We start from the raw sequence: 23,387 nt of genomic DNA on the forward strand, positions 1-23,387 counted from the left end.
ATGAGCCACAGCAACCACCCCGCCACCGCCGGCTTCACCCCGTCAGGTCAGCTCCAGCTGGGCGTGTTCTTCCAGGGCGTCAACTCCGGAACCGTCTGGAAGGCGGCCGAGTCCGGCTCCCAGACGGACTTCGAATCGTTCCGGCGCATCGCCCAAACCGCCGAGCGCGGCCTGTTCGCGGCGTTCTTCCTCGGCGAAGGACTGCGGCTGCGCGAGCATCTTGGCCGCCCGCACGCGCTCGACGTCGCCGGCCGTCCCGACGCGCAGACCGCCCTCGCCGCCTTGGCCGCGGTGACCACCAGGATCGGGCTGGTCGCAACCCAGAACACCACGTACAACGACCCCGCAGACCTGGCGCACCGGCTCTCCACGCTGGATCTGCTCTCCGGTGGCCGCGCGGCCTGGAACATCGTCACCACGGACAACGCCTGGACCGGCGCCAACTTCCGCCGCGGCGGCTACCTGGACCACGCCGACCGGTACACCCACGCCGAGGCCTTCGTGGAAACCGCCAAGCGGATCTGGGACGCGTGGGACGACGATGCCGTCGCGGGCTCAGCCTCCGCCGAGCGGTGGTCGGCGGAGGGCGCGGTCCGGCGCGTGCGCCACACCGGCCGGCACTACACCGTCGACGTCACCCCGCGGCTGCCGCGCAGCGCCCAGTACCGGCCGGTGCTGTTCCAGGCCGGAGATTCGCCCGAGGGCAGGGACTTCGCCGCCCGGCAGGCGGACGTCATCTTTTCCGCGCACCCGCAGCTCGATGACGCCCTGGAGTTCCGCCGCGACATCGTGGAGCGCACCCTCCGGGCCGGCCGGGGCGCCCAGGACGTGAAAATCATGCCCGCAAGCGAGTTCATCCTCGCCGCCACGCCGCGGGAGGCCCTCGAGAAGAAGGCCTGGGTCCGCAGCCTGCAGATCGGTCCGCAGCAGGCCATCGCGTACCTCGAACAGTTCTGGGGCCGGGAGCTGCAGGGCTACGACCCCGACGGCCCGCTGCCGGACATCGACCCCGTGGTGGAAGAAACCTCCGAAACCCGCGGCAGCGGCTTCCACGGTGCCAAGGCACGCCAGCTGGCCGACCAGTGGCGGGCCGAGGCCAAGGAGAAGGGCCTGTCCATCCGCCAGTTCGTCTCGGCCAAGACCAGCCGGGGCGACTCCACCTTCACCGGCTCGTACTCCGAGGTCGCGGACCGGCTCAGCGAGTACGCCCGGACCGGCGCCGTCGACGGCTTCAACATCTCGCCGTGGCTCATCCCGTCCGGCCTCGACGACATCGTCAACCACCTCGTGCCGGAACTGCAGGAGCGCGGCGTGTACCCCACGGAGTACGCGGGCAGCACGCTGCGGGAGAACCTCGGCCTGGCCACCCAGGTGCGCGCAAACGCCGGCGGGGCAGGCGGGGCAAGCATCGAGGCCGGCGGGGCAGGCGCCGGGGCAGGCCTCGACGCCGGTTCCGTCACGGCACGAGCTTAGGCAATCACCATCGGTTGCTCCGTAGCCGCCCTATTCGAGCCGCAGAAGGGCAGTTACGGAGCAATCGACCATCCAGGCATGCAACACCAGGCAGACACTAAGAATCCCCGCCGGAGATGTTCCGGCGGGGATTCCTTCTGCCCGGCACCATCGGTTGCTCCGTAGCCGCCGTTTTCAGCCCCCAGAAGGGCAGTTACGGAGCAATCGACGTTTCAGGTAGTGGCGTTTCCGGCGGCGGCTATTTCTTCGGCAGGCCCGCCGGGTTCAGCTCCGACTTCGCGACGGCTTCCGCGGACAACCCCCAGCGGTCCAGGATCTTGGCGTAGCTGCCGTCCTGGATCAGGTGGTTCAGTCCGGCCTGCGCCGCGGCGGCAAACCCGTTGTCCTTCTTGGTGGTGACGGCGATGCTGGCCTTCAGCGGCCAGCCGCCGTCGACCAGGCCCACGAGCTTGGTCTTGGCGTCCGAAGCCGCCTTGTAGGCTGCCGTGGCGTTGGGGCCGAACGTCAGGTCCGCCCGTCCGGACTGGACGGCAAGCTGGGACGCGGAGTCGTCGTCGTAATACTGGAACTCCACGGGCTTGAGGCCGTTTTTCTTGTTTTCCTCATCCCAGCGCAGCAGGATTGCCTCCTGGTTGGTGCCGGAGCCGACGATCACGCGCTTGCCCGCGACGTCCGGCGCCGACTCGACCTTGGTGATGCTGCTGTCCGCCTTCGCGTAGAAGCCGAGCTTGTCCTCACGGTAGCTGGCGAAGTCGAACTTGAGCTTGCGCTCCTCCGTGACGGTGACGTTGGACAGCACGGCCTCGTACTTGCCGGAATCGACGCCGAGCGGCCAGTCGGCCCAGGCCGTCGGGACAATGTCCGCCTCCAGACCCAGGGACTGGGCCAGTGCGACGGCGATATCCACCTCGTTGCCCACCGGGGTCTTGTTGTCGGTGGCGTAAACGGCCAGCGGCGCCGCAAACGGGCTGACCGCCACGGTCAGCTTCCCGTCCTTCTTAATGGCCTCCGGGACGAGCGCGGCGGCCCCGGCATCCACCGTGGCCTTGACGCGGTCCTGCTGCGGAGAGAGGTTGAACTGCTTCACACCGGTGGAGGACGACGGCGCCGCCGACGGGCCGCCGGCAGCAGCAGCGCCGGGATCGGAGCAGGCCGCCAGACCCAGGACAGTGGTAGCCGCCAACGCGACCGCGGCGCCTGATTTAAACGAAAGACTGGACATGTTCTCCCCTTGAGAGTGGACTGAATTAGTGCTGGTGCCAGCAACTATCCGGGGCACGGGAAAGCCGGTCAAAGCGCCGTGAAACCGGGTGAAACCAAGGGAGACAGGCGGTAACACCCGTTCATCCGGCGTCCGCGGACGCGGCCTGCGGATGCCCTGTGTTACCGAAGATTGCCCTGCGTGACGCGACGGGACGGATTTGTTCACGGCAGGCCGCAACTGGCCTAGCCTGCATAGAAGACCTGCAAGGTGACAGCACGACACAGGAGGGGTGAACTTGTCAGTGAGCACGCACCAGCAAACGCACCGGACCACGGACCGGCTCGGCATCAACGCCCCGGCGGACCTTGTCTTCAGCATGCTGCGCGACGCCTCGCACTGGCCCTACCTCGACGGCTTGACGGTGTACTCGGAGCGCGTCAGCGGCGACGACGCCGGCCACGAGCTCCGCACGTCCGTGGTGTCCAACGGCTCACTCAGTTCAAGCCACTGCTGGCGCGTCTTTGACACCGCCAGCCTCCGCGCCGAGTTCCACCAGCTGAACCTCGAACCCCCGTTCCGGGAGCTCGGCGGTGACTGGGAGATCCGGCTGGCTGACGGGCTCTCCGTGGTCACGCTGAACCACGAGTTCGAGGTCGACGACGAGCACCTCACCGAGCGGATCCGTGCGATCATCGAGGACTACAGCCGGCGTGAACTGGAGGCGCTGCGGATCAGCTGCGAACGGTTGTCCGTGCTCCTGCAGCACCACGCTCCGCAGACGCACTCCACCCCGCACCCCACAGCGCAGTCCACCCCGCATTCCACAGCCAAGGAGGCCTGAATGTCAGAGTCCAGGTTCACGACGGAACGGGACAGCTTCGGCCGGCTTCTCGCGGACCGCGAAGTCTGGCGGCAGGCCTCCACCATCCCGGCGGCCGGCGAACTGACCGCCCGCTGGCTGGAGGGCAACAGCCAGTACCAGCCGGGAGTCTTCGCGCCCGGGTTCGACGAGGAGACCGCGGCCATCGCCGGAGACCTCGCCCGGCTCAACCGCAACGGGCTTTTCACCAAGGAATCGCAGCCGGGCGTTCAGGCCGGGGGCCTCGCGCAGCGCGCCTACGTGACGGCCTTCTGCGGCCCGGATACGGCGTCGACGCTGCTGACGCTGTCAGCTCGGACCAGCCTGGTGACGGTCGTCCATGACCCCGGTGAGGCGAGCAGCGTCTCCATCCCGGTGACCGTACAGGACGACGACGTCGCAACCCTGCTCGGCAGCAGCGAGGGGCCCGTTGGGGAAGACCAGCTCAGGGACTGGGCGGCAGAGACCAACGAGACCTTGGCCCTGGTCCTGGCGGACGCCTGGTACGTGGAAATCTTCGATCCCGTCTGGGGCCGGAACGATGTCCTGTTGGCTGCCCTACTTGAGGCGCTGCAGGCCGAATAGCCGGCAGGAACCCGCGCCGCGCAGCCGGCGGCCACCCGGGTCCCGGTCCCGGGAAATTCACATATCGGTCGCGTCCCAGCCGATGCTGGCGGCCTCGTCCAGGGTGCGCGCCTCGAAATGCTCCAGCATGTCCTTCATCGCCTCGACGCCCTGCTTGAACAGGGCAGAGTCCCGCCACTGCTCAATCTGTTCCAGGGACTCCCACGGGCCGGTGCTGATGAACCGGTTTTTGACGTCGCGATCGTGCATCAGCACGGCTTTGGCGTTGGGAAAGTCTTCCTTTGTCTTCCTGGCCAGATCCCGCCAGGCCTGCACAAAATCGTTCTCGCGGCCGGGATGCACCAGCCAGATTCCGAGCGTATAAACAGACACGTCGATCGCCTCCATTGTCCGTACGGGTTGATACGCCGATTATGTTCCTGTCCTCCGGCCGGCGGTAGTGCCGATTGCCCGGAGCGCGGTTGTGGCCGCAAATGAACCGTTGTATGGGTGGAGTGGAAGGCCTAGCATGTGGGCAGACCCCACTCTGGGGCCAGCCTCGGACCTTCCATCGTTGGGAGCGGGCACATGTTCGGATGCCGATGTCCTGGGCGTACACAGGATAGGAAAAACGATGAGCAAATATCTGTTCGAAGCGAACTACGTTGGCGACGGCATCAAAGGACTCATGCGTGAAGGCGGCACCAAGCGGCGTGATGCTGTTGTCGAGGCGCTCAAGTCGGTGGACGGCTCACTCGAAAGCTTTTACTACGCCTTCGGCGAGACGGACGTCGTCGGGGTCTTCGATATCCCCGACCAGGCCAACGCCGTGGCCCTGTCGCTGATGATCAATTCCACCGGTGCCGTGAACCTGCACCTGAAACCGCTCATGTCAGCAGAGGATCTCGACGCGGCAGCCAAGAAGACGCCGTCGTACCGGGCCCCGGGGCAATAGCCCGCGCGGTGCCAGGCATGCCGGTGCGGGGGGTCACGAGGTCGCCCCACTCAGACTCCGCGCCCTCCGCGGGGGCTTCCCACATCGCGAGGTGCGTCATGAAATTGTCGGGCGCGGCGCCGTGCCAGTGCCATTCGCCCGGCGGCGTGTAAATCGTGTCGCCGGGCCGGATCTCTGTCACTTCGCCGCCGCGGGCCTGGACCAGGCCGACGCCTTCGGTGACGTGCAGGGTCTGCCCGACGGCGTGCGAGTGCCAGGCCGTGCGGGCGCACGGGGCAAAGTGCACCGCGTTGACGCGCATGCGGGACGGTTCGGGCTGCGGGGCAGCGATGACGTCAAACCAGACGTCGCCGGTGAACATCTGCGCCGGTCCCTTGACGCTTGGCTTCTTGGCTTGGATTTCCACTGTCATTTCCTCACAGGGTGTTTTCTCGGGTGGCGGCGCGACAGGAGGCCGCGTCCGCCCAATCCCAGGGTTCTTCGTGCGCGGCGTCCTAGTTCAGGGTGGCGGTGTCGATCACGAAGCGGTAGCGGACGTCGGAAGCCAGGACGCGCTCGTAGGCGTCGTTGATCTTCGCGGCCGGGATGACCTCGATCTCGGCGCCCAGGCCGTGCTCGGCGCAGAAGTCGAGCATTTCCTGTGTTTCGCGGATGCCGCCGATCATCGAGCCGGCGAAGGAACGGCGGCCCATGATCAGGGCGAACGCGTTCACCGGGAGCGGTTCCGCGGGCGCGCCGACGTTGACCAGTGCGCCGTCGAGGGTCAGCAGCTGCAGGTAGGCGCTGATGTCGATCGCGGCGCTGACCGTGTTGATGATCAGGTCAAAAGTGCCGGCAAGGTCGGTAAAGGTGTTCTCGTCGCTCGTGGCGTAGTAATGGTCCGCGCCAAGCTTCAGCCCGTCTTCCTGCTTCTTCAGCGACTGCGACAGGACGGTGACCTCGGCGCCCATGGCGTGCGCAATCTTGACGGCCATGTGGCCCAGCCCGCCCAGTCCGACGATCGCGACCTTCTTGCCGGGGCCCGCGCCCCAGTGGTTCAGCGGCGAGTAGATGGTGATGCCGGCGCACAGCAGCGGCGCGGCGACGTCGAGCTCGAGGCCCTCGGGAATGGTGACCACGAAATCCTCGGTCACGACGACGTGCGTGGAGTAGCCGCCCTGGGTGACGGTGCCGTCACGGTCGACGGCGCCGTAGGTGCCGGTGTTCCCGGCGAGGCAGTACTGTTCCTCGCCGGCCTGGCAGTTGACGCACTCGCCGCAGGAATTGACCATGCAGCCGACGCCGACCCTGTCGCCGACGGCGTGCTTGGTCACGGCCGTGCCGACCTCGGTGACGATGCCGGCAATTTCATGCCCGGGAACCAGCGGATAGGTCTGCGGGCCCCAGTCGCCGCGGACGGTGTGGATATCGGAATGACAGATCCCTGCGTACTTGATCTCGATCAGGACATCGTGCGGTCCCACGTCGCGGCGCTCGATGGTGGTGAGGCCGAGCGGCTCGGTCGCGGACGGTGATGCGTAAGCGTTGACGGTAAGCAATGAATCTCCTGCTGTTGATCGTTGGGGGTTGTTCAACGGAACACCATCCATCAAACCCGGTATCGCAGCCGTGAGGGAGTCCCTGCTGATAGGGGTACTGGCAGGGCCTCCCTCACGGAGCCCAAAGGCCTAACGTTGATGGCATGGATAATCGAGAGGCGACCCGCGAGTTCCTTGCCTCGCGCCGGGCCAAGATCACCCCGGAGGAGTCGGGACTGCCGGTGTACGGCGCGAAACGCCGGGTACCCGGCCTGCGCCGCGGGGAGGTCGCCATGCTGGCCGGCGTCAGCGTCGAGTATTACACGAGGCTGGAGCGGGGAAACCTGTCCGGCGTTTCGGAGGGAGTTCTGGACGCTGTGGCAAAGGCCCTGCAACTCGACGACGCCGAACGGGCCCACCTCTTTGATCTGGCCCGTGCGGCGGCCCCGGGCAGCCGGACCCGCCGTCGTCCCCGTCCCGCGGAGTCCGTCCGACGCAGCGTTCAGCTGACACTGAACGCCATCACCAGCTCGCCCGCCTTTGTGCGGAACGGACGCATGGACGTCCTTGCGGCCAACCCGCTGGGTTATGCCCTGTATTCGGACATGTATGCGGGTCCGGCCCGCCCGGCCAACCATGCCCGGTTCATCTTCCTGGACGCCCGCTCGCGCAGCTTCTACCCGGACTGGGACCGCGCGGCGAGCGACACCGTCGCGATCCTGCGCACCGAGGCCGGCCGGGACCCCTACGACCGCGGGCTGACCGACCTGGTCGGTGAACTATCGACGCGGAGCGAGGATTTCCGCACCATGTGGGCGGCGCATAACGTGCGCCAGCACTACACCGGGCTCAAGCACTTGCACCACCCGGTGGTCGGGGATCTCCACCTGATGTACGAGGCAATGGACGTCTCCGCCGACGCCGGGCTGTCCCTGCTGGTCTACAACGCCGAGCCCGGCTCCGCGTCGGAAGATGCGCTACGGCTGCTGGCCAGCTGGGCCGCGACCAACCGGCAGGTCAAGGAGGCCGAGGCCGCCACGACTACGGTGGACAAGGCCTAACCGGAGCAGGCCGGCACTGTCACGCCAGGGCGGAAATGCCGTCCGTGTATCCCCCGGGCTGGCCGCCGCTGGAGGTGAAGTTGTTCAGCCATGCCATGGCGTCGTCCCGGGAAGTGAAGAATTCGTGGGGGTAGCGGGTGTGCCGGCTCATGGCCGCCGCAATCACGCGATCCACTGTGCTGGATCCAAGCACGGCAATCGCCAGAACCCCTGTTGTCTGCGCGAACTCGTACCTGGCGGCCGCGCTGATCTCCACGTCCGTCATTTCGGAGAGCATCGGCATCGGTATTCCGCCGCTGATCTGCGCTACGGCCAGCATCGCGTCCCTGGCATCGTCGACATCAACAAACGTGCCCGGCTGCCAGACGGATGTGATGATGCCCGCGCTGACGCTCAGCACGTTCTTTCCGTCAGCAGCTGCTATATGTCCTGGCATCATCGAGACCATTGTAGGGCCGGTCCTGACAAGCCAGGGGTTTGTGGCCCGGTGCGCGTGGCGGACCGCAACAGAGTCTGACGCCTGCTTCCTCCCGCCCGCCCTCGCGCCCGCGCGGGACATGCTCTCCGACGCTGCCCGGCAATGAGCATGTCCCCTGCAGCGTGGTTTCTTGTCTCGGACCTGCTCTCCGATGCTGCCAGGCAATGAGCATGTCCCTTGCCGCTTCCCCCGCTGGGACATGTCCCCCTCCTGGAATGGACATGCCCCACTGCGCGGCCCAGGAATGGACCTAGTGGGCTTATGTCCATCCCTCTACACCAGAGGAGGGCATGTCCCGCGGTCCCGTCGCGGCGCGGTCCCGGTCATCCCGTGGTCCCGTCGCGGCGCCAATGGCTTCTGGATCAGGCCTTCCGGTGGATCGATTTGTAGCTCAGGTAGGCGTTCAGGCCCTCGATGCCGTACTCGGTCCCCAGGCCGGAGTCGTGCCGGCCGCCGAACGGTGCGGCATGGTTGGAGGCAAAGAAATTGATGCCCACCGAACCTGTGTCCATCCGGTCCGCGACGGCCAGCGCCGCGGCCGGGTCCTGCCCGAATACCAGCCCGCCCAGACCGAACTCGGTGTTGTTCGCCAGCGCAACGGCCTCATCAACACTGCCGTCGGCGTCGTCGTACTTCAGGATGCAGATCACCGGGCCGAAGATCTCCTCGCGGGAAATCCTCATATCCGGCGTGACGTCGGCGAACACGGTTGGTTCCACGAAGTACCCGCCTTCGAGACCGCCGCCCAGGGTCGCCGCCCGGCCTCCGGTGGTGGCGCGGGCGCCTTCGGCCAGTCCCGACTCCACGTACTCCAGCACGGTCCGGTACTGCGATTCCGTGGCGCACGGGCCGAACACCGTTCCGGGATCCAGCGGGTCGCCCTGCGTTCCGGCAGCGATGGTGGCGGTCACCATGTCCACCACTTCCTCGTAGCGGCTCGCCGGGGCAAGGATGCGGGTGGAGATGTAACAGGTCTGCCCGGTGTTGCGCATGGACGAACGGATCAGGACCTGGGACATGGCGTCCAGATCGGCGTCCGGCATCACGATCGCGCTCGACTTCCCGCCGAGTTCCAGGGTGACGGGCCGCAGCAGTTCTCCGCAGGCGGCGGCGATCTTCCGACCCACCGGCGTTGAACCCGTGAAGGCCACCTTGTCCACGCCGGGGTGCTTCACCAGCGCGTCGCCCAGCCGGCCGGAGCCGGTGACGAGGTTGACCACGCCGGCCGGAACTCCGGCAGCGGCGACGGCGTCGATGATCACCCGGAGGGACAGCGGCGTGGGGGACGCCGGTTTGATCACCACGGTGCAGCCGGCCAGCAGGGCCGGGGCCAGTTTGATGACCACTAGATTGATGGGGAAGTTCCAGGGCGCGATCAGCGCGCACACGCCGAGCGGGTCCCGCCGCACTACGGATTCACCGCCGCCGCGCGGGAAGGCGCGCACGTCGTCGCGCTCCAGGTGGCCGGCGAGCGTGGCGAAGTAGCGGAAGATGCCCGCGGCGTTCGCTGCCGCCCCGGAGGATTCGGAGACGGGCGAGCCGTTCTCCCGCGTGTTGGTGAGGGAGAGTTCCCCGGCACGTTTCTCCACTTCCTCGGCGATGCGCAGCAGATAGGAGGCCCGTTCGGAGGGCGCGAGCCGCGGCCATTCGCCTTGGAAGGCGCGCCGGGCGGAGTCGACGGCGGCATCCACGTCCTCCAGCGTTCCGTCCGGGACGGAGCCCCAGACTTCGCCGGTGGCGGGGTCGGTGACCGGGTTGCGGCCGGTGCCGCGGGCCGGCGTCCAGGCTCCATCGATGAAGAGGCTGTCCACGTGGGTGTGCGGCAGGATCAGCGCGGCGCGTGCGGCCAGGGCGGGAACGGACGACGGGGGCGCCGCGCTCCCCGGCGCCGGCGTCCCGGCAGGCGTGCCGGCGGGGGTCCCTCCGTGGTTCGTGGCGGTCATCGGATCACCGCGGTCTTGAGCAGGGCGGTGGAACGGCCCAGATCCGCGACGGCCATGTCGTGGGCGGCCTGGGTGATGAGTTCGGGCACGATTTCCGCGGCCAGCCTGTCCGTGTACGTGGCCGGGTCCATCCCGAACCAGGAGGAGGCCAGCGCGATCCCGGCCTGGTCGAAGCGCCACAGCCGGTCCGCATCCCGCATCAGCGCGTCCTCCAGCGAGTGGGCCACGGGGCGGGTGTCGTGGCCGTCGATGATGTCGCAGACGCGCTCCACGAACTCAGGAGAGTAGCCCAGCCCGGGGAGCACCCGGCGGGCCACCTCGCAGCCCTGCTTTTCGTGTTCGTAGCGTATCGCGGCCTTGCGCCAGTCGCCGGCGAAGCCCTCGGAGATGATCCGGGATTCGTCCACGTGGGCCCAGCCGGTGTCATGCAACAGCGTGGCCACGCGGACGAGCTCTGCGTCGGCGTCGGGGTAGGCCCGGCAGAGCCGCTCGGCGAAGGCGAGCGAGATCGGCAGGTGGATGTCGTTGCCGCGGGTGCGGGTCTCGTGCACCACGGCGCGCCACAGCGGGTCGAGTTCCTCGAGCGCGGCCGGTGTCGTCGCGATCGGGGACGTCTCCACCGGTCCCGTCGCCGGAACGGGCCGGACCGGGTACGCTGCGGCAAACGCTTCTGCCGCCGGGTGGGCAACGGCGGCGGCAGTAGTCCCGGCTGCGCCGCTGCCGGCGTCGGCAACCGGGGTCTTGGGGGTGGTCATAATGCTCCTTCGGGGGCGGCCAGCCGCGGGGCTAGCTGTCCGTCGTGATCGTCTTGAGGGGTGTCGCCGGATCGGCAGCGGCCTCGGCAGGGATGTTCTGGCCCTTGGCCAGGGCGTTCTTGACGGCCATGAAGTCCAGCGGCGCGTTGACGCAGTCCGCGGCGATGACCTGCCCCTGGCGGTAGTAGAGGACGCTGAATTTTCCGCGTTCCTCGTCCCGCCGGAGGACGGTCTGGTCGTAGCCGTTGCACAGTCCGGCGATCTGCAGCTTGAGGTCCGCCTGGTTGGACCAGAACCATGGGATGCCGGCGTATTCCTCGCGCCGGCCGGTGAGCGAGTAGGCGGCCACCTTGGCGTGTTCGATCGCGTTGTTGACGCTTTCCAGCCGGATCCGCTCCCCCGGCGCGGAGCCGGGCACCGGGTTGGGCATGTTGGCGCAGTCGCCGATCGCCACCGTGGTGCCGTCCGAGGCCAGCGCGAAGCGGTCCACCACGATCCCGTTGTCGACCGTCAGGCCGAGCTGTTCGGCCAGCTGGGTGTTGGGGATGACCCCGATGCCGATCAGCACGATCTGCGCGGGCAGCACGGTGCCGTCCTGGAGTTCGACGCCGGAAACTGCAGCGCCGCCGTCGTCCGCCCTAAAGCGCGCCGCGCTGGTGCTGAGCCGGATGTCCAGGCCGCGGGAGCGGTGCGCCTGCAGGAAGTACTCGGCCGTTTCCTCGCCGACGGCGCGGCCCACCAAGCGGGGTCCGAACTCCAGGACCGTGACATTCTTGCCCATCTTCTGCAGGCTGGAGGCGGCTTCGAGGCCAATGAAACCGCCGCCGATCACCACCACATCGTGCGCGTCCCCCACCCGTGCCTTGAGTGCCAGGGCGTCGTCGGCGTTGCGCAAGTACAGCACGCCGTCGAGGTCCCCGCCCTCGATCTCCAGCTTCCGGGCCCGGGCGCCGACCGTGAGGGCGAGCCGTTTGAAGGGGAACTGCCTGCCGGAGGAGTGTGCCACTCCGGAGCCGTCCGCGTCCTTGTCGATCCGGACGATGAATTCGCCCTTGACCAGGTCCACATTGTGTTCGGCCCAGTACTCGTTGGAGCGGAAGATCAACGATTCGCTCTCCACCGTGCCCTGCAGGAACTCCTTGGACAGGGCCGGGCGCTGGTAGGGGCGGTGGTCCTCGTCGCCGAGCAGGGTGATGTGCTCGGCGAAGCCGAGGGCCCGCAAGGATACCGCGAGCTGGACGCCGGACTGACTCGCCCCGATGATCAGCAGCCCGGTGCGGGCCGGCGTGCCCGACGGCGCGGCGCCCTCGGCGGCCGCCGCGGGTGCCGCCTGCTCAACCGCGTTGGTGCTCATGGCTACACCTGGGTTTCCGGGGTGGTGACGAACAGTTCGAGCTCGTCCGTGAGGCGGAGCTGGCAGGACAGCCGTGAGTTGTCCTCGCGGTCCACTGCAGTGCCGTAGAGCATTTCGTCCTCCATGTCCTCCATCGGCGGGAGCTGCGCGAGGCAGTCGTCGCGGACGAAGACGTGGCAGGTGGCGCAGGACAGCGAGCCGCCGCACTCCGCGACGATGCCGGGGACGCCGTTGCGCACCGCGGTCTCCATGACGGAGTCGCCGGAGTTGCCCTGGACGTCGCGAACGTCGCCCTCGGCGTCGGTGAAATGAACCGTTGGCATTGGTCCTCCTTGGGGGTTGAAGTCGGGGTAGAAGTCGGAAAGTTGAGTGGGACAGAGCGGTCAGATGAACTGGCGGCCGCCGTCGACCACCATGGTCTGCCCCGTGTAATAGGAGCTGTCCGGCCCGGCCAGGAAGAGCGCCGCGCCCACGATGTCCTCCGGCTGGCTGGCCCGCTTGATGGCACCGCGGTCCACGCCGTAGTTCTCGGCGTTCGCCATCAGCCCGTAGCTAGCCTCGGTGAGGGTGAAGCCGGGGGCGATCGCGTTGACCGTGATCCCCCGCCGACCCAGTTCCTTGGCCATCACCCTGGTCAGCGCCACCACCCCGCCTTTGGAGGCGACGTAGTGCAGCCACTGTTCGGAGCCGCTGAAGATCGTGGCGCTGGAGAGGTTGATGACGCGCCCGCCTTCGGGCAGGTACGGGCTTGCGGCCCGGGTCACGAGCCAGGGTCCCTTGAGGTTCACGTTCATCACCAGGTCCCATTCGGCCGGGTCGATGTCCTCGAACGGGCTCCGGGTTACCCCCGCATACACCGCCGCGTTATTGAGCACGACGTCGATGCTCCCGTTGCCGAAGTCCGCGCAGCTTTTCGCGAGGGCCTCGGTGGAGTCGACGCTGGTGACGTCGGCGTAGAAGGCTGCCGCCTCGGCCCCGGTGTCCAGGACCAGCTTGGCGGTTTCCTCCGCACCCTCGAGGTTGACGTCCGCTACGGCCACCCGGTATCCGCGGCGGGCGAAGCCGAGCGCGAACGCCCGGCCCAGCCCGCCGGCGGCACCGGTGATCAGGACGGTGCGGGCGGGCCGGTCCGCACCGTCATATTCCGCAGCAGACATATTTGAAGCTGGCATGTTCGGATCAGACATGGCTGTGGCTGTGCGCCCCGGGTCCGGTGACCTGCAGCTCCGGCTCCCCGGCGTCGGGAATCAGCGCGTCGAGGATCTGGACCGTTCCCTTGGTGCCGTCCACCCGCAGGCGCTGGCCGGTCTTGATCGTGGTGGAGGCCGAGCCGGTTCCGGTCACGGCCGGGAGGCCGTATTCGCGGCAGACGATGGCGGCGTGGCTCATCATGCCGCCGATGTCCGTGACCGTGGCCTTGATTTTGCCGAAGATCGGGCCCCAGGACGGCGCGGTGACGGTGGCGACCAGGATCTCCCCCTGTTGCACCTCGGAGAGCTGGTCCGCGTCGGTGATGACACGGGCCAGGCCCTCGACAACGCCGGGAGAGGCCGCCATGCCGCGCAGGCCGCCGCCTTCCACCGCTTCGCCGGCGCCCAGCCACTGCTGGACCTGCTCGGTGGTGATGCCCCAGAGCATCCGGGTGAAGGGTTCGGTGATGGATTCCGGCGGGGTGTTCAGTGCCGGGGCCGGCCGGGCGGTCTTGAGCGCGTCCACGATTCCGCGGCGGCGCTCGATCTCGGCCGGCCAGTAGTCCGGGCCGATCGGCTTGGCGCCGACGCCCCAGCCGGTGACGAGGTCGAACAGCGCGTCGCGGACCTCGTTGCGACCCAGGTACAGGAGGTCGTCCGGTTCGGTCCAGAAACCCTCGGCCTGCATCATGCGGCTGAGCTCGCGGATCTTGCGCCAGAAGACGCCCATGGTCCAGTGCTCAATGTAGAAGTTGTGGTTTTCCACGTACGGGTAGGCGGTGGCGGCGAGTCCGCGCTTGGCGTCGAAGAGGGCCTGGTTTTCGCCTTCCAGCAGGTCCCGGTATTCCTCGATGATGCGGTCACGTTCGGTGATCAGGGCTTCCACCGGGCGCATGATTTCCTGGCCCTCGTCCACGCGGCGGATGTAGTCCGCGATGTAGCCGAGCGGGATTTCCTGGTGTTCGTTCCAGTACTTGTCGTGGCCGTAGAAGCCGTTGCCCACCGTGAAGTTGAACCATGGGTCCTTGGCGCCCTCGTACTGGGCCACCCAGCGGTCCCCGCCCGGGGCTGCGGCGATGGCGCCTAGGGTGACGTCGACGTCGTCGGTGTTGCCAAAATTCGGCTGAAGCCCCAGTTCGACAGCGAGCTTGGCGAGCTGCTTGAGTTCGTCATCCGGGCGGAAGAGCTCCATGTCCACGCCCTGCACCATGGTGGCGATGGACTGGTCCGGGATGTTGGGGAAGACCTGCTTGCAGAAGTTGAAGAAGTCCAGGTAGGCGATGTAGCCGAGGTTGAGGAACTCGAAGTGGTACTGCCAGTTCTGGTAGGCCAGCTGGATCAGCCGGTCGTAGCTTTCCAACAGCTTCTCGGAGCCGTCCTTGCCCTTGCCGGAGAGGATGTCCTCCATGGGGACCATGTCCGGGAGCTTGGGGAAGGAGATGGTTTCCATCTCGTCGATGGTGCCCTTGACCTTGACGTGCCACTGCTTGAGGAGCTGGTCCCAGTTCTGGAAGTAATGGCCCACGCGCTGTTCGAACAGGGGCACGCGGGCCGCGATCTGGCCCTCCGGTACCGGAATGGGCGACATGTAGAGGTAGCCCAGGTGGACACGGAACTCGATGCCGTTGGCGTTGGGGATCATCAGGTGCCGGGCGTTGTACTGGCCCAGGCACTTGACCGCGAACTCGCCGCCGATGGTCTCGAAGGGCTTGAACACGGTGGGCCAGTGCTGGCTGTCGCAGAACCAGAACTTGGCGTCCTCCTGCTCCTTGAGCTTGTCCTGGAAGACCAGATAGTACGGGTAGATCTTTTCCCAGCCCTCGGCCCCGGCGGGAACCGGAAGCTCGGAGGGCTTGGGGAAGGACTTCAGGGACATGGCGGTCCTTTCAATTCGGGCTCGGCGTTGAGCCTGGGTGACGCAGCGGACTAGCGGGTCAAACTTCTTAGAAGGAGGGCTTCAGCAGGGAGGCTGTGATGCTGCCAAGGTTGAAGCTGCTGGAGGACGACGGCCTGGTGGACGACGGCGTGGTGGACGACGGCGTGGAGCTGGCCGGCGCCGTCGTGGAAGCGGATGTGGCTGAAGAGCCTGCGGGGCTGAGTCCGCTGAAGTAGCCGCCGGCGGATGCCGAGGACGGGACAACCGGCTTCGAGGAATGCACGGTTTCCGGACGGGACTGCAGCAGGAGCAGGTTGTCGCCGGCGGGCAGGTCCGTGTCGAGGGCCCATTCGATGTCCTGCGGGCATTTGTAGTGCTTCTCCGCGCGCTTGGCCATCTGCGCGACGGCGGTGAGCTCGGCGTCGCTGAGGCTGCGGCGGCCGCGGCGTTCGGCGTCGACCTCCCGCTCCACCAGGCGGCCGGCGACGGCGTCCGGGACGAGTTCGGCGTGCTTATCGCCGAGGTGTTCGGAGATGACGGTCAGGGTGACCTTGTCCAGCATGATGTTGTCCGGGGTGACCTGGCCGGAGACCACCATCTCGCCCACCCCGTAGGACGAGTCGATGGTGATCTTGGAGCGGTCGCCGTTGGTGGGATCCATGGTGATCGCGACGCCGGAGACGCGGGCGTTGACCATCTTCTGGACCACGACGGCCATCGAGAGGCCTTCGTTGGGGATGTTGTTCTTGAGCCGGTAGATGATGGCGCGGGAAGTGAAGAGCGAGGCCCAGCACTGGCGGATGTGTTCGGTGACGGCCTTGACGCCGTCGAGCCAGAGGTAGGTGTCCTGCTGGCCGGCGAAAGAGGCGTCCGGCAGGTCCTCGGCGGTGGCGCTGGAGCGGACGGCCACCGGGACGGGAGCGTCGAAGCGGGACATCAGGGACTCGTAGGCCGTGACGGTGAGCTCGCGCAGGGCCGGCGGCACCGGGCGGGAACGGATGTCCTCGCGGATCGCGGCGGAGACCTTGTCCACCTGGCCCATGTCCTCGGGGTCCAGCCCGGCCAGGAGCTCGTGGATGTCCCGGGTGATGCCGGCTTCCTCCATAAAGGCGTCGAACTGGGCCGTCGTGACCACGAAGCCGGGCGGGACGGGCATGCCGGCGGAGGTCATGGTGACCAGGGAGGCGCCCTTGCCGCCAAGGTTTTCGAGCTTCGGTTCGATGCCGCCGTCGAAGAACTGGATGTATTCGTTGCTGTGCATATTTCTCAGGCCTTCCAGCTGACGGGGACGGTCTCGGGGACGCGGAAGGAGAGGTTCTCGCGGAAGGCGATGGCTTCCGGGTTCTCCAGCTGCAGCTCCGGGGCGAGCCGGGCCACTTCCTCGAGGGCGATTTTGGCCTGGAGCTTGGCGAGCATATTGCCCAGGCAGTAGTGGATGCCGTACCCGAAGGAGAGGTGCTCGCGGGCGTTGGGGCGGGTGATGTCGAAGTCCTCGCCGGCGTCGAACTTGGTGTCATCCCGGTTGGCGGAGCCCATGAGGAGCAGCAGCTGCGAGCCCTCTGCAATGGCGACGCCGCCGACTTCGGTGTCTTTGAGGGCCTTGCGGCGCCAGCCGACGATCGAGCCGGCGTAGCGCAGGACCTCGTCGATGGCGGCGGGGATCTTCTTGGGGTCCTCCACGAGCTGCTGCCACTGCTCGGGGCGGGCGAGGAGTTCGCGGAGGGCGTTGGAGATCAGGGTGGTGGTGGTCTCGTGGCCGGCGAAGAGCAGGCTGTAGAGGACGGAGGCGATCTCGTGGTCCGAGATTTCGGCGCCTTCCTGCTGCGACTTCACGAGGTCCGCGGTGAGGTTGTCGCCGCCTTCCTCGTGGGCAACCCTGACCAGGCGCAGGCATTCCTGCCAGTACTCCACGAGGTTGTGGGCGTGCGGGATTTGTTCCTCGTCGCTGAGGTCGCCCCAGGTCATCGCGGCTCGGGAATCGCTCCAGCGCTTGAAGGTGTCCACCTGGGAGACGTCCGCGCCGATCAGGGTCAGGATGGTGATGGTGGGGACGTCGTAGGCGAGGTCCTTGACCATGTCGCCGCGGCGTTCCGGCCGGGCGAGCATCTTTTCGAGCAGTTCGACGACGTTCTGCCGGATGAACGGTTCCAGGGCCTTGTAGCGGCGGGGCGTGAAGGCCTTCTGGACCACGGCGCGGATGCGGGTGTGCTCCGGCGGCCGGCGGGCGGAGAGCCCCGAGTAGGCGGTGAAACCGCCGTCGTCCATGATCTTCTTGGCGGCGGCGCCGCGTTCGCGGACGGGGGCCTGGGCGTTTTCGCTGGAGAAGGTCTCCCAGTCCTCGAAGACGGCCTTGATGTCGTCGTAACGGGAGACGACATAGAGGCCGATCCGCTCGTCGAACATGACGGGCTGCTCGGCCCGGAGTTCGGCGTAGGCGGAGAAGGGATCCTTCATCTGGAACGGCTCGTAGCCGTGGTGCCCGGCAGGGGCGTCCGCGCCGTGGCCAAAGGGACAGCGGCCGGCCGTTTCAGTCGACGATGACATCTGGGCTCCTTGGTTTTCGGTCCCGCCGGCAGCGCCAGTGCATGCCGGGGGTTCTTATTCACCAGTGTGGCCCCCCTCACCCCGGAACGGCAGGGCTGACTTCCACTGAGCGGAAGCCAGTTACTAGCGCCCTTGCGGGGGCGGGGATACGGCCTAGTCCGTTCCCGCGACGTGGCTGCCCAGCAGGGTTTCCAGCGGGATCCGCGCAGTGGCGCGTTCGATCTGCGCCGCGATTCCCCGCAGGACCGGCAGGTGCCGGGTCATCGTGGCGGCCTGATTGGTGGGCAGCACCAGGCCGATCGAGGCACCTATCCTGCCGGTATGGAAGACCGGAACGGCGATGGAGCAGGAACCCAGCCGGACTTCCTCGAGGGTGGTGGCGTAGCCCTGCTCCCTGATCTGGATCAGCTCCGCGGCCAGCTTTTTAGGGTCCACGTGGGTGTGCGCGGTGTGCCGTTCCAGCTGCCGGTTCAGGTAGGCGTCACGGACCCAGTCCTCCTCGAAGGCCAGGATGACCTTCCCGACGGCGGTCGCGTGCATGGGCAGCCGACCGCCGACGCGGGACGCCCGAGGTACCCGTTTGGAGCCGTAGACGCGGTCGATGTACAGCACTTCGTGGCCGGTCCGGACGGCCAGGTGCGCGGTTTCGCCGGTGAGGGAGAACAGGTCCTGGACGTATGGCCGGGCCGCGTCACGAAGCTGGCGGCCGGTATTCTGGGCGAGCTCCCAGAGGCGGATGCCCAGCTGGTAGCGGCCGTTGGGCTCGCGGGAAAGGAAGCCCCAGTCGGTGAGCTCGTTGACCAGCCGGTGGGCGGTGCTCAAGGGGAGGCCGGACTTTTCGGCGATGTCGGTCAGGCTGAGGGCGCCCCGGGACTGTTCGAAGGCCGCCAGGATGGAGAGGACCTTCGAGGTCACCGTCCTGCCGGGTTCGCGGCTGCCGCCGGCCATGGTGGCCTCCTCGTCGCGGGCACTGGACCTGTTTCTGGCCGTCAAGGGCCACGTGGCCGCCCGGAATTGAGTGTAGTCCGCAAGTCCCGCACCTTGCCGGCGCTCAGCCGTGGACATGTCCCGCGGCCCCGTGGGGACATGTCCCGTGGCGGACCTCGGCAGTGGGCAAGTCCCGGGGTCCCGCGGGGACATGTCCCCCGGCGCGGCTCAGGGATGGACATAGTGGGCCTATGTCCATCCCTGGGCGCCAGAGGGGGGCATGTCCCGCGGTCAGGACTCCAGGACCAGCAGCTGGGCCTTGTCCGCGTCCCAGCCCACCCACAGTTCCTCGTCCGGCCGGATCCCGGCGCCCCTGTCCGAGCTCAGCTCACGGAGCTGGAGTTCGTGGCCGCCGGCCGTGAGGCGGTGGCGGACCGTGGCGCCCAGATTCGTGGAGGACATCAGGGTCGCGGCGCATCCGTTGCCCGCGGAGGCCCGTGTCCTGAATTTGAGGTGCTCCGGGCGGATGGAGACGGCGTAGTTCTCACCGCTTGCCCCGCGGTCCCGGACCTTCGCCAGCCCCAGTCCGCCGAGGTCCACCACGGCTTCCTCGCCGTTGCGCTCCACGATGGTGCACGGGATGAGGTTCGTGTCGCCCAGGAAGCTGGCCACCCAGTCGGTCATGGGATGGTTGTACACCTCCTCCGGCGGGCCGGACTGCACGATCTTCCCGTCCCTCATCACCACGATCCGGTCCGACATGGCCATGGCCTCGTCCTGGTCGTGCGTCACGAACAGCACGGAGATGCCCAGGCCCTTCTGCAGGGTCTTGATCTCTTCCTGCATCTGCTCGCGGAGGCGCTTGTCCAGGGCCGCCATCGGCTCATCGAGCAGCAGCGCGGCCGGGTTGAAGACCAGTGCCCGGGCCAGCGCCACCCGCTGCTGCTGTCCGCCGGAGAGCTGGAGCGGCTTGCGGCCGCCCATCTTGCCCAGTCCCACCCGGTCGAGGGCTTCCTCGGCGCGCTGGCGGCGTTCCTCGCGCGGCACCTTCCTCATGCGGAGCGCAAACTCCACGTTTTCCAGCGCGCTCATGTGCGGGAACAGGGCGTAGTTCTGAAACACCACACCGAGATTGCGGTCCCGGGGCGGCAGCGAGTCCACGGGTTTGCCGTCAATGAGGACGGTTCCGGCGGTGTGGTCTTCAAAGCCCGCAACCATCATCATGGTGGTCGTTTTGCCCGAGCCGCTGGGGCCCAGGAGGGTCACGAACTCCCCGGGCTGGACTGTCAGGTCCAGTTCGTCCACGGCAACGACGTCGCCGTAGTGCTTGCTGACCTGGCGGAGCTCAATGGCGCCCCGGGCGGCCCTGGCCGTGCCGGGAATTGACTCCGCGGAAATCACTGATGCGGTCATCGACTTTCCTTACGTTTGTGCGGACACGGCCAGCGGCAGCATCCGGGTTGAAGAGCGGCGCTTGAGGACAAACAAGACCTGGAGCAGCAGCCCGATGGTGGCGACGCTGACCAGCAGGGCGGAAGACACCGCGATCTTCGGGGTCAGGTTGAACTGGATATCCGTGAACATCTTCACCGGCAAGGTCGTGGCCCCCGGGGACTGCATGAACAGGGACATCACCGTCTCATCGATGGAGACCGAGAACGCGAAGAGCGCCCCGGAGATCAGGCCGGGCAGGATGATCGGCAGATACACGTGCCGGAGGACGGAGAGCGGTCCGGCCCCGAGGCTCTGCGCCGACCGAACCAGGGCCGGGTTGAGCCCGGCGAGGCTGGCGCGGGTGGTCAGGTACACGTAGGGGGTCGCGATCACGGCGTGCGCCAGGCCGATGGGGACGATGCTGCCCACCATGCCGATCGAGATGAAGAACTGGTAGAACGCCAGCGCCAGCACCACGGTCGGCACGATCATCGGTGCGAGGATCAGGCCCACCACGGCGGGCTGGCCAGGGAACTTGCGCCCGTGCAGGCCGATCGCCGCGGTGGCGCCCAGCAGCACGCCGATCACGACGGCGATCGCCGCCGACTGCAGGCTGGCCGTCAGGGCGGAGGTCCAGGCCCGGTCGGCGAAGAATCCGGCCACGGCGGCGAAGGAGATTCCCTCCGGCGGGAAGGTGATGTAGCGGCTGTCGTTCAGCGCGACCGGCACCACAATCGCCGTCGGAATGACGAGGAACAGGAAGGCCGGGATGGAAAGAAGCGCCAGCAGGCGGTGCTGCGGATTAGTTGTCTTCATGTTGGCCTCCTGCCTTGAGGACGCGCTGGTAGACGGCTACGAGGATGCTGACCATGACCGTCAGGATGACGGCCAGCGCAGCGGCCCCGGAGAAGTCCGTGAGCTGTCGGGCGTAGTAGTCGATCTGGTTGGCGATCATCATGTCGCCGGGTCCGCCCATCACCACCGGGGTGATGAAGAAGCCCGTGCTAATGATGAAGACCAGCAGCCCGGCCGCGGAGATGCCGGGCATGCTCAGCGGCAGCGTGATCCTGCGGAAGACGGATCCTTCCCGCGCGCCAAGCGAGCGGGCCGCGAGCCCCAGCCGGTCATCAATTGATGTCAGCGAGGAGAAGATCGGGAACACCGCGTATGGCAGGAGGCAGTGCACCATGCCGACGATCACGGCGAACCGGTTGTGCAGCAACGGGATCGGCGCACCTGTAAGCCCGATTCCCTGCAGGAATGCGTTCACAATGCCGTTGTCCTGGAGCAGGACCGCCCAGGCGAAGTTCTTCACCAGGATGCCGGTCCAGAACGGCAGGAGTACGACGGCGAACAGGATCACCCGGGTGACATTGCCGGCCCGCCACAGGACCATGGCGATGATGTAGCCCAGCACCACAGTGACAATGGTGCTGGCCAGGCTGATGGTCAGGGTGTTGACCAGTGCGCGCACCACCAACGGGTCCTCGAGGACCCGCTGGTAGGCGTTGTCGGCGAAGCTTGCGCCGACCAGTTTGCCCAGCGGCGTCAGGAACAGCACGACGTCGAAGGCCAGGATCGGAGCCAGCAGCAGCCACCAGCCGCTGCGCCGCCGTCGGGGTGCTGCCTCAGCGGAGGCCGGCGCCCCGCGGCCCCGCGGCCGTGGACGTTCGAGAGTTGCGTTGCTCATGTCAGCTGGCCTGCCAGAGCTTGAACTGCTGCTCGGTCTTCTTCAGGTTCTGCGACCACCACTTGTCGTCGCGGACCAGGATCTTGTCCGCGAGCCGGGGGCTGGTGGGAAGCGTGTCGGCGATTTCCTTCGGCAGCTTGGACAGCGCCGGAGTGTTGGCCAGGGTCAGGTTGGTGACCTTGTCGAACGCTGCGCCGGCCTCGGCGTCGTTGGACATGAAGTTCATCAGCTTGAAGGCCGCTTCCTTGTTCTTGGCGCCCTTCGGAACCACGAAGTAGTCGCCGGCGAGGACGGCGTTTTCGGCGGAGAAGTTCAGTTTCGCGCCGTCGTTGCGGGCTGCGTTAATGCGGTTGTTGAAGCTCGTTGAGAGCGAGACCTCACCGGAGGTGAGCTGCTGGATGGGCTCCTGGTTGGCGGCGTGGTACAGCAGCCGGTCCTTGCCCGGGTGCTGGCCCAGGACCCTCAGGGCCCGGTCGACGTCGAGCGGGTAGATCTTGTCGAACGGGACACCGTCGGCCAGCAATGCGGCTTCCAGGACGGAGCTGTCGGAGAGCTGGTTGTACACCGAGCGCTTGGTGTTGTACTTGCCCTGGTCGAAGAACTGGGCCCAGTCTTTCGGTGCCTGCGCGTCAGAAATGACCTTCTGGTCCCACGCCATGACAAACAGGAAGCTCAGGTACTTGATGCCGTATTCAGCCTTCGCGTATCCGGGCAGGCCCTTGTCGCTGATGATGTCATAGTCGAACTTCTCCAGCAGCCCCTCGGCCACGGCCACCTCATACTCCGGCGCCGTGATTTCCACGAGGTCCCACTGCACGTCGCCGGACTGGACCTGGGCCTTGAGCGCGGCCAGGGAGGTGTTGGCCAACAGCGTCGTCTGGATTCCCGACTGCTTGGAAAACGGGTCCAGGATGGTCTGGGTCAGCTGGTCGTTGTACGAGCCACCATAGGACGTGACCGTCACCGTCTTGTTGGCGGCGGCACTTTCGGCGGGCTTCACCGCGCAGCCGGACAGCGCCAGACCCGCAAATGGCGTCAGCGCTGCCGCTTTGAGGAGCTGCCTGCGGTCAAAGGGAGTGGAACGGAATGCTGTCATGGGGGAAGTGCCTCTCATGGACGCGGGCACGCCAAAAGAAGGCGTGCAGGATTGCGGGCGTGGTGGGGTGCGGTGCGTGTCATTGCGTGTGGCGCAGTGAAATGAGAAGAAACAGTGGAGTGAGAAGAAGAAGTGACGGCCGCGGTTCGCGCGCGCCATCCACTCCACCTGGAGATCTCGAGTCCGCCTTCCGGCGGCTTTTCGGTTTCGCAACTGTAACTGTGAAGTTGCTCACTAGTCAACAGTTGTATTGCTTTAAGAAACTCCCGGGCTTCGGCCCCGGATGGTCCCCCGGCTGCCGGTTACCGGGGCCTGATTTGCACAGGAAATTCACAGCGAGGCGCTATTGCGGATACAGCGGGGCGACCGACAATGGTTCGACCTGATAGGAGTATTTGCCGGGCGATGGTGGCCGCGACTTACTGGAGTGTCAGTGGCGAGCGTTGTGACCAGTCGAGCCGGAAACA

23 protein-coding genes are annotated in these 23,387 nt (G+C 67.0%); 5 read left to right on the forward strand and 18 right to left on the reverse strand.

Annotated elements, in window-relative coordinates:
- A complete protein-coding gene (locus tag AC1DXI_RS05230) occupies window positions 1-1,473 on the forward strand; it encodes an NtaA/DmoA family FMN-dependent monooxygenase (protein ID WP_476937728.1) in 1,473 nt (490 codons plus the stop codon).
- Window positions 1,474-1,711: 238 nt separating this feature from the next.
- Here the strand turns inward: AC1DXI_RS05230 and AC1DXI_RS05235 are convergent, their stop codons facing one another.
- Entirely contained in the window at window positions 1,712-2,695 is a 984-nt protein-coding gene (locus AC1DXI_RS05235) for an ABC transporter substrate-binding protein (RefSeq protein ID WP_476937729.1), read from the reverse strand.
- 283 nt (window positions 2,696-2,978) lie between these two features.
- Here AC1DXI_RS05235 and AC1DXI_RS05240 point away from each other — a divergent pair, with 283 nt between their 5' ends.
- Window positions 2,979-3,518 carry an SRPBCC family protein gene (locus AC1DXI_RS05240; protein WP_476937730.1) on the forward strand — a complete coding sequence of 180 codons (540 nt, stop codon included), beginning with the start codon at window positions 2,979-2,981 and terminating at the stop codon, window positions 3,516-3,518.
- Window positions 3,519-4,121, forward strand: a complete 603-nt coding sequence (locus tag AC1DXI_RS05245; RefSeq protein ID WP_476937731.1) for a DUF6919 domain-containing protein — start codon at window positions 3,519-3,521, stop codon at window positions 4,119-4,121. It abuts the gene before it with no gap.
- A gap of 57 nt (window positions 4,122-4,178) precedes the next feature.
- Here the strand turns inward: AC1DXI_RS05245 and AC1DXI_RS05250 are convergent, their stop codons facing one another.
- Window positions 4,179-4,508 (reverse strand): antibiotic biosynthesis monooxygenase family protein, encoded by a 330-nt coding sequence (locus AC1DXI_RS05250; RefSeq protein ID WP_229994887.1) that lies wholly within the window; start codon window positions 4,506-4,508, stop codon window positions 4,179-4,181.
- A 226-nt stretch (window positions 4,509-4,734) separates the two neighbouring features.
- Here AC1DXI_RS05250 and AC1DXI_RS05255 point away from each other — a divergent pair, with 226 nt between their 5' ends.
- Complete coding sequence (locus AC1DXI_RS05255) at window positions 4,735-5,055, forward strand: GYD domain-containing protein (RefSeq protein ID WP_018774995.1); 321 nt, start codon at window positions 4,735-4,737, stop codon at window positions 5,053-5,055.
- Here AC1DXI_RS05255 and AC1DXI_RS05260 read toward each other — a convergent pair.
- Together AC1DXI_RS05260 and AC1DXI_RS05265 are read right to left on the reverse strand one after the other, a co-directional pair.
- A complete protein-coding gene (locus AC1DXI_RS05260; RefSeq protein ID WP_476937732.1) occupies window positions 4,988-5,461 on the reverse strand; it encodes a (R)-mandelonitrile lyase in 474 nt (157 codons plus the stop codon). The two genes, AC1DXI_RS05255 and AC1DXI_RS05260, sit on opposite strands and share 68 nt — an antisense overlap.
- An 88-nt stretch (window positions 5,462-5,549) precedes the next feature.
- On the reverse strand, window positions 5,550-6,593 hold the full coding sequence (locus AC1DXI_RS05265; RefSeq protein ID WP_476937733.1) for an NAD(P)-dependent alcohol dehydrogenase: 1,044 nt from the start codon (window positions 6,591-6,593) through the stop codon (window positions 5,550-5,552).
- 143 nt (window positions 6,594-6,736) lie between these two features.
- Here AC1DXI_RS05265 and AC1DXI_RS05270 point away from each other — a divergent pair, with 143 nt between their 5' ends.
- Window positions 6,737-7,633 carry a helix-turn-helix transcriptional regulator gene (locus AC1DXI_RS05270; protein ID WP_476937734.1) on the forward strand — a complete coding sequence of 299 codons (897 nt, stop codon included), beginning with the start codon at window positions 6,737-6,739 and terminating at the stop codon, window positions 7,631-7,633.
- 19 nt (window positions 7,634-7,652) lie between these two features.
- On the opposite strand, the gene AC1DXI_RS05275 is transcribed toward AC1DXI_RS05270, so the two are convergent.
- From AC1DXI_RS05275 to AC1DXI_RS05340, 14 genes are all read right to left on the reverse strand, one after another.
- A complete protein-coding gene (locus tag AC1DXI_RS05275; RefSeq protein WP_196802376.1) occupies window positions 7,653-8,072 on the reverse strand; it encodes a DUF7793 family protein in 420 nt (139 codons plus the stop codon).
- A gap of 401 nt (window positions 8,073-8,473) precedes the next feature.
- Window positions 8,474-10,054, reverse strand: a complete 1,581-nt coding sequence (locus AC1DXI_RS05280) for an aldehyde dehydrogenase family protein (protein WP_476937735.1) — start codon at window positions 10,052-10,054, stop codon at window positions 8,474-8,476.
- Window positions 10,051-10,809, reverse strand: a complete 759-nt coding sequence (locus tag AC1DXI_RS05285) for an HD domain-containing protein (RefSeq protein WP_476937736.1) — start codon at window positions 10,807-10,809, stop codon at window positions 10,051-10,053. Before AC1DXI_RS05285 ends, AC1DXI_RS05280 begins: the two co-directional genes overlap by 4 nt.
- A gap of 31 nt (window positions 10,810-10,840) precedes the next feature.
- Window positions 10,841-12,163, reverse strand: a complete 1,323-nt coding sequence (locus tag AC1DXI_RS05290; RefSeq protein ID WP_476937737.1) for an NAD(P)/FAD-dependent oxidoreductase — start codon at window positions 12,161-12,163, stop codon at window positions 10,841-10,843.
- A 2-nt stretch (window positions 12,164-12,165) separates the two neighbouring features.
- Window positions 12,166-12,486: a 2Fe-2S iron-sulfur cluster-binding protein gene (locus tag AC1DXI_RS05295; protein WP_476937738.1), complete on the reverse strand. Its 321-nt coding sequence runs from the start codon at window positions 12,484-12,486 to the stop codon at window positions 12,166-12,168.
- A gap of 60 nt (window positions 12,487-12,546) precedes the next feature.
- Complete coding sequence (locus AC1DXI_RS05300; protein ID WP_476937739.1) at window positions 12,547-13,335, reverse strand: SDR family NAD(P)-dependent oxidoreductase; 789 nt, start codon at window positions 13,333-13,335, stop codon at window positions 12,547-12,549.
- Window positions 13,336-13,342: 7 nt separating this feature from the next.
- A complete protein-coding gene (locus tag AC1DXI_RS05305; RefSeq protein ID WP_018775005.1) occupies window positions 13,343-15,229 on the reverse strand; it encodes a PEP-utilizing enzyme in 1,887 nt (628 codons plus the stop codon).
- Window positions 15,230-15,296: 67 nt separating this feature from the next.
- The gene (locus AC1DXI_RS05310) at window positions 15,297-16,490 is read right to left on the reverse strand and encodes a PEP/pyruvate-binding domain-containing protein (protein ID WP_476937740.1); all 1,194 of its coding nucleotides are present in this window, start codon (window positions 16,488-16,490) and stop codon (window positions 15,297-15,299) included.
- 5 nt (window positions 16,491-16,495) lie between these two features.
- Window positions 16,496-17,773: a cytochrome P450 gene (locus tag AC1DXI_RS05315; RefSeq protein WP_476937741.1), complete on the reverse strand. Its 1,278-nt coding sequence runs from the start codon at window positions 17,771-17,773 to the stop codon at window positions 16,496-16,498.
- Window positions 17,774-17,926: 153 nt separating this feature from the next.
- Window positions 17,927-18,721: an IclR family transcriptional regulator gene (locus tag AC1DXI_RS05320; RefSeq protein WP_476937742.1), complete on the reverse strand. Its 795-nt coding sequence runs from the start codon at window positions 18,719-18,721 to the stop codon at window positions 17,927-17,929.
- 270 nt (window positions 18,722-18,991) lie between these two features.
- Window positions 18,992-20,113 (reverse strand): ABC transporter ATP-binding protein, encoded by a 1,122-nt coding sequence (locus tag AC1DXI_RS05325; RefSeq protein ID WP_476937743.1) that lies wholly within the window; start codon window positions 20,111-20,113, stop codon window positions 18,992-18,994.
- A 9-nt stretch (window positions 20,114-20,122) separates the two neighbouring features.
- On the reverse strand, window positions 20,123-20,950 hold the full coding sequence (locus AC1DXI_RS05330; protein ID WP_026539571.1) for an ABC transporter permease: 828 nt from the start codon (window positions 20,948-20,950) through the stop codon (window positions 20,123-20,125).
- The gene (locus tag AC1DXI_RS05335) at window positions 20,937-21,824 is read right to left on the reverse strand and encodes an ABC transporter permease (protein WP_476937744.1); all 888 of its coding nucleotides are present in this window, start codon (window positions 21,822-21,824) and stop codon (window positions 20,937-20,939) included. Before AC1DXI_RS05335 ends, AC1DXI_RS05330 begins: the two co-directional genes overlap by 14 nt.
- Window position 21,825: 1 nt before the next feature.
- Window positions 21,826-22,920, reverse strand: a complete 1,095-nt coding sequence (locus tag AC1DXI_RS05340) for an extracellular solute-binding protein (protein WP_476937745.1) — start codon at window positions 22,918-22,920, stop codon at window positions 21,826-21,828.
- Window positions 22,921-23,387: the final 467 nt, after the last annotated feature.

Source organism: Arthrobacter sp. P1_H7 (assembly GCF_056405215.1).

Bases quoted from the DNA above. Each gene is read 5' to 3' on its own strand.
- AC1DXI_RS05245 (WP_476937731.1), top strand. From the start codon at position 3,519: ATGTCAGAGTCCAGGTTCACGACGGAACGGGACAGCTTCGGCCGGCTT.
- AC1DXI_RS05300 (WP_476937739.1), bottom strand. From the start codon at position 13,335: ATGCCAGCTTCAAATATGTCTGCTGCGGAATATGACGGTGCGGACCGG.
- AC1DXI_RS05285 (WP_476937736.1), bottom strand. From the start codon at position 10,809: ATGACCACCCCCAAGACCCCGGTTGCCGACGCCGGCAGCGGCGCAGCC.
- AC1DXI_RS05235 (WP_476937729.1), bottom strand. From the start codon at position 2,695: ATGTCCAGTCTTTCGTTTAAATCAGGCGCCGCGGTCGCGTTGGCGGCT.
- AC1DXI_RS05295 (WP_476937738.1), bottom strand. From the start codon at position 12,486: ATGCCAACGGTTCATTTCACCGACGCCGAGGGCGACGTTCGCGACGTC.
- AC1DXI_RS05230 (WP_476937728.1), top strand. From the start codon at position 1: ATGAGCCACAGCAACCACCCCGCCACCGCCGGCTTCACCCCGTCAGGT.
- AC1DXI_RS05325 (WP_476937743.1), bottom strand. From the start codon at position 20,113: ATGACCGCATCAGTGATTTCCGCGGAGTCAATTCCCGGCACGGCCAGG.
- AC1DXI_RS05290 (WP_476937737.1), bottom strand. From the start codon at position 12,163: ATGAGCACCAACGCGGTTGAGCAGGCGGCACCCGCGGCGGCCGCCGAG.
- AC1DXI_RS05330 (WP_026539571.1), bottom strand. From the start codon at position 20,950: ATGAAGACAACTAATCCGCAGCACCGCCTGCTGGCGCTTCTTTCCATC.
- AC1DXI_RS05275 (WP_196802376.1), bottom strand. From the start codon at position 8,072: ATGATGCCAGGACATATAGCAGCTGCTGACGGAAAGAACGTGCTGAGC.
- AC1DXI_RS05310 (WP_476937740.1), bottom strand. From the start codon at position 16,490: ATGCACAGCAACGAATACATCCAGTTCTTCGACGGCGGCATCGAACCG.
- AC1DXI_RS05315 (WP_476937741.1), bottom strand. From the start codon at position 17,773: ATGTCATCGTCGACTGAAACGGCCGGCCGCTGTCCCTTTGGCCACGGC.
- AC1DXI_RS05320 (WP_476937742.1), bottom strand. From the start codon at position 18,721: ATGGCCGGCGGCAGCCGCGAACCCGGCAGGACGGTGACCTCGAAGGTC.
- AC1DXI_RS05280 (WP_476937735.1), bottom strand. From the start codon at position 10,054: ATGACCGCCACGAACCACGGAGGGACCCCCGCCGGCACGCCTGCCGGG.
- AC1DXI_RS05335 (WP_476937744.1), bottom strand. From the start codon at position 21,824: ATGAGCAACGCAACTCTCGAACGTCCACGGCCGCGGGGCCGCGGGGCG.
- AC1DXI_RS05255 (WP_018774995.1), top strand. From the start codon at position 4,735: ATGAGCAAATATCTGTTCGAAGCGAACTACGTTGGCGACGGCATCAAA.
- AC1DXI_RS05250 (WP_229994887.1), bottom strand. From the start codon at position 4,508: ATGGAGGCGATCGACGTGTCTGTTTATACGCTCGGAATCTGGCTGGTG.
- AC1DXI_RS05340 (WP_476937745.1), bottom strand. From the start codon at position 22,920: ATGACAGCATTCCGTTCCACTCCCTTTGACCGCAGGCAGCTCCTCAAA.
- AC1DXI_RS05305 (WP_018775005.1), bottom strand. From the start codon at position 15,229: ATGTCCCTGAAGTCCTTCCCCAAGCCCTCCGAGCTTCCGGTTCCCGCC.
- AC1DXI_RS05270 (WP_476937734.1), top strand. From the start codon at position 6,737: ATGGATAATCGAGAGGCGACCCGCGAGTTCCTTGCCTCGCGCCGGGCC.